We start from the raw sequence: 4,324 nt of genomic DNA on the forward strand, positions 1-4,324 counted from the left end.
GTGCCGCATCTACGACGCGCGCCTCACCGATCCCTACACGGGTCGGCGGCTCACGTGGCGCAGCGACGGCTACTACATCTCGATCGACCACGTCTACCCGCTCGCCGAGGCATGGCACGGCGGCGCCTGGTCGTGGACCCAGCGCCGCCGCATCGCGTTCGCCAACGACGTACGCCGCGAGCTGCTGGCCGTCTCCGCCGGCGCGAACGACGCCAAGCAGGCGTCGAGCCCGTCGCAGTGGCTGCCGCCTCGGCGGCGCTTCCACTGCACCTATGTGCGCAAGTACCTGCGCGTGGCCGTGGCCTGGGACCTCCCGATCACCGACGCCGACGAGTCGACGATCCGCGGCCTCGGCTGCTGACGCAGCCGGCGACACGGCCGCTGCGTCAGTCGTCGTCCCAGTCGCGGCGCGGACCGGTGGCGGCGTCCTGCTCGGCCTCGGACATCCGGGCGGAGACCACCAGCGACGCCACGGCCGTGATGGCGAGGGTGCCGATGATCACCACCAGGGAGAGCCAGATCGGGATCTCCGGCGCCCAGTCGAAGTGCTGACCACCGTTGATGAAGGACAGCTCGTTCTCGTGCATCGCGTGCAGGATCAGCTTGACCCCGATGAAGGCGAGCAGGAACGCGAGGCCGTACGACAGGTAGATCAGGCGCTGCAACAGGCCACCGATGAGGAAGTAGAGCTGGCGCAGCCCCATGAGCGCGAAGATGTTCGCGGTGAAGACGAGGTAGGGGTCGCGGGTGAGGCCGTAGATGGCCGGGATCGAGTCGAGCGCGAAGAGGAGGTCCGTCGTGCCGAGGGTGAGCACCACGAGGAACATCGGCGTGATGACGCGCTTGCCGTTCTCGATGCTGAAGAGCTTGGTGCCGTTCCACTCCTTGGTGGCTGGCAGGTGGCTCTCGGCGAACTTCACGAGCTTGTTCTCCTCGTACTCGTCCTCGTCCTCGCCGCCCTCCTTGGCCAGCTTGACGGCGGTGTAGACGAGGAAGAGACCGAAGATGTAGAAGACCCAGCTGTACTCGTTGATCGCGGCCGCGCCGATCACGATGAAGATCGCGCGCATGACCAGCGCCAGCACGATGCCGATCATCAGCGCCGTCTGCTGGTACTTCCGGGGTACGGCGAAGCTGTTCATGATGATGATGAAGATGAACAGGTTGTCGACCGAGAGGCTGTACTCGGTCAGCCAGCCGGCGAAGAACTCAGCACCCGGGTTGGGTGAGAGCTCGTGCGGCTGGGCGAAGATCAGCAGGGCGACTCCGAAGACGACGGCCAGGCCGATGAAGAACGCCAGGTGCCGCGAGACCTCGCGCATGGTGGGCTCGTGGGGGCGGCGGGCGATGACGAGCAGGTCGAGCATCAAGACGCCGACGGTGACGACCAGGGTGATCGCCCAGACGGTGGGTGAGGCGACCGAATCGCCGAGCAGTGAGTTCACGTGTTGCTTCTCCTCCGGAGCGGACCAGGACTGTGCGAGCAGGCGGCTGCGCGCACGTGCGTACTCTCCGGAGGTCTCTTCCGCTCGCGGCTTCTGCTGCTGACGCGAACCGATGGCACCGGGTGCGGGCTCGCGCCCTGCGCCGTACTGACGACACCATCACGGGGGAATACTCCCCTCCTGAGCCGTCAGTCTGTCACGACCCCGCTCGTCGCAGCGAACTCGCAGCAGGACCGGCGGGGTCAGCGACCGCCGAACGCGACTCCGAGCTCGGCCAGTCGGGCAGCGCCACCGTCGATCGCGGTCAGCACCCACGCACCGTCGGGCGTCAGGGTGAAGGTGTGCTCGAAGTGCGCTGCCATGGAGCCGTCGCTCGTGGCGACGGTCCAGTCGTCCTCGAGGAGATCGGTCTCCTTGCTGCCGAGCGTCACCATCGGCTCGACCGCGAGGGCGAGCCCTTCGACCAACGTGGGGCCGCGGCCCGGGCGGCCGTAGTTGGGGACGTTGGGAGCCATGTGCATCTCGGTGCCGATGCCGTGACCGGTGTAGTCCTCGAGGATGCCGTAGGGGCCCTGGCTGCGGACGTGCTGCTCCACCGCGTGCGAGATGTCGGTGACCCGCCCGCCGAGGCGGGCAGCCGCCAGACCGTGCCACAGGGCTTCCTCGGTGACCCTCATCAGCTCGATGACCTCGGGGGCGACCTCGCCGATCGCGACCGTGATCGCGGCGTCGCCGTGCCAGCCGTCGACGATCGCACCGCAGTCGATCGACACGATGTCGCCGTCACCGAGCACGCGTTCGCCGGGGATGCCGTGCACGACCTCGTCGTTGACCGAGGCGCAGATCGTGGCCGGGAACGGTGGGTGGCTGTAGCCCTTGAACGACGGCACGCCGCCGTGGTCGCGGATGTTCGCCTCCGCAAGCGCGTCCAGCTCGCCGGTCGTCACGCCGGGTCGAGCCGACGCGCGCAGCAGCTCGAGCGTCTGGCCGACCAGAAGCCCGGCGATCCGCATCTTGTCGATCTGGCCCCGGGTCTTGATCTCCAGGCCCCGGTTGGCGAACACCACGAGTTCGGTCAGCTCTGGGGTACGACGTCGAGCGCGTCGAAGATGCGCTGGGTGACCTGGTCGACCTCGCCGAGGCCGTCGACCTCGATGATCAGGCCACGGTCGCGGTAGACCTCGATCAACGGCGCGGTCTCGTCGGCGTAGATCTCCTGGCGACGCCGGATGACCTCGGCTGTGTCGTCGGCCCGACCTTCGGTCTGCGCGCGCTGCAGGAGACGCTCGACGACCTCGTCCTGGTCGACGGTGAGCACGACGACGGCGTCGAGGGCGTGACCGGTGTGCTTGATCATCCCGTCGAGCTCTTCGACCTGCGCGAGCGTGCGGGGGTATCCGTCGAGCATGAAGCCGGGCTCGGCGTCGGGCTCCTCGATGCGGTTGCGCACCATCCGGTTGGTGACGTCGTCGGGGACGTACTCCCCCGCGTCCATGTAGCGCTTGGCCTCGACGCCGAGCTCGGAGCCGCTCGTGACGTTGGCGCGGAAGATGTCGCCGGTGGAGATCGCCGGGATGCCGAAGTGGTCGGCGATGAACTTCGCCTGGGTGCCCTTGCCCGCGCCGGGCGGGCCCATCATGATGAGTCTCATTTACCGCAGGAACCCTTCGTAGTTGCGCTGCTGGAGCTGGCTCTCGATCTGCTTCACGGTGTCGAGCGCAACGCCGACCATGATCAGGATCGAGGTGCCGCCGAAGGGGAAGTTCTGGTCGGCGTTGATCACCGCGAAGGCGATCAGCGGGACCAGCGAGATGAGACCGAGGTAGAGCGCTCCGGGGAACGTGATGCGGGACAAGACGTAGGCCAGGTAGTCCTCGGTCGGCCTGCCCGCCCGGATCCCGGGGATGAAGCCGCCGTACTTCTTCATGTTGTCCGCGACCTCTTCAGGGTTGAAGGTGATCGAGACGTAGAAGTACGTGAAGAAGATGATCAGCAGGAAGTACACCGCCATGTAGAGGGGGTGGTCGCCCCCCACGAGGTACTTGTTGAGCCACGACAGCACGGGTGACTGGCTGGACTGGTTGAACTGCACCGCCATCGCCGGCAGGTAGAGCAGCGACGAGGCGAAGATGACGGGGATGATGCCGGCCTGGTTGACCTTGAGCGGGATGTAGGTCGAGGAGCCGCCGAACATCTTGCGACCGACCATGCGTCGGGCGTACTGCACGGGGATGCGGCGCTGCGCCTGCTCGATGAAGATGACGGCCGCGACCAGGACGAGGCCGATCACCATCACGATGCCGAACACCCACCAGCCCTGCGACGTCTGGACGGCCCACAGCGACGACGGGAAGGTTGCGACGACCTGGGTGAAGATCAGGATCGACATGCCGTTGCCGATGCCGCGGTCGGTGATGAGCTCGCCGAGCCACATGATGACCGCCGTGCCGGCGGTCATGGTGATGACCATCGTCAGGAAGGTCGAGGTGTTGTCGCTGTGGAGCAGGTCGCGGTCACAGCCCTGGAGCAGGCTGCCGGAGCGAGCCAGCGCCACGATCCCGGTGGCCTGCAGCAACGCGAGGCCGAGCGTCAGGTAGCGGGTGTACTGGGTGATCTTGATCTGGCCGGACTGGCCCTCCTTCTTCAGCGCTTCGAGCCGCGGGATGACCACGACGAGCAGCTGCAAGATGATGGAGGCCGTGATGTACGGCATGATCCCCAGCGCGAAGATCGTGAGCTGCAGCAGCGCACCGCCGGAGAACAGGTTGACGAGCTGGTAGAGCCCGTTGGACTGGACGTCGTTGAGGCACGCCTGCACGTTCGCCACATGGACACCGGGCGTCGGCACCTGGGATCCGAGCCGGAAGATCATCACGATC

Annotated in this window: 5 protein-coding genes; 1 reads left to right on the forward strand and 4 read right to left on the reverse strand. The window is 66.8% G+C overall.

The window, feature by feature from the left end:
• Positions 1-361 (forward strand): HNH endonuclease family protein (locus RMO85_RS18230; protein WP_310530139.1); only part of this gene is annotated, 361 nt, incomplete at its 5' end.
• A 25-nt stretch (positions 362-386) separates the two neighbouring features.
• Here RMO85_RS18230 and RMO85_RS18235 read toward each other — a convergent pair.
• The 4 genes from RMO85_RS18235 to secY form a co-directional block, all read right to left on the reverse strand.
• Complete coding sequence (locus RMO85_RS18235) at positions 387-1,445, reverse strand: TerC family protein (RefSeq protein WP_310530140.1); 1,059 nt, start codon at positions 1,443-1,445, stop codon at positions 387-389.
• 242 nt (positions 1,446-1,687) lie between these two features.
• On the reverse strand, positions 1,688-2,509 hold the full coding sequence (gene map / locus RMO85_RS18240) for a type I methionyl aminopeptidase (protein ID WP_397204297.1): 822 nt from the start codon (positions 2,507-2,509) through the stop codon (positions 1,688-1,690).
• An 11-nt stretch (positions 2,510-2,520) separates the two neighbouring features.
• Positions 2,521-3,096, reverse strand: a complete 576-nt coding sequence (locus tag RMO85_RS18245; RefSeq protein ID WP_310530142.1) for an adenylate kinase — start codon at positions 3,094-3,096, stop codon at positions 2,521-2,523.
• Positions 3,097-4,324: preprotein translocase subunit SecY (gene secY / locus RMO85_RS18250; RefSeq protein ID WP_310530143.1), on the reverse strand; the 1,228-nt coding region annotated here is incomplete at its 5' end. It abuts the gene before it with no gap.

This window comes from Nocardioides sp., assembly GCF_031422975.1.
In the GTDB taxonomy this organism is placed as follows: Bacteria; Actinomycetota; Actinomycetes; order Propionibacteriales; family Nocardioidaceae; genus Nocardioides.

Excerpts from the sequence above, each read along its gene's own strand:
- RMO85_RS18245 (WP_310530142.1), bottom strand. The coding sequence starts at position 3,096 with ATGAGACTCATCATGATGGGCCCGCCCGGCGCGGGCAAGGGCACCCAG.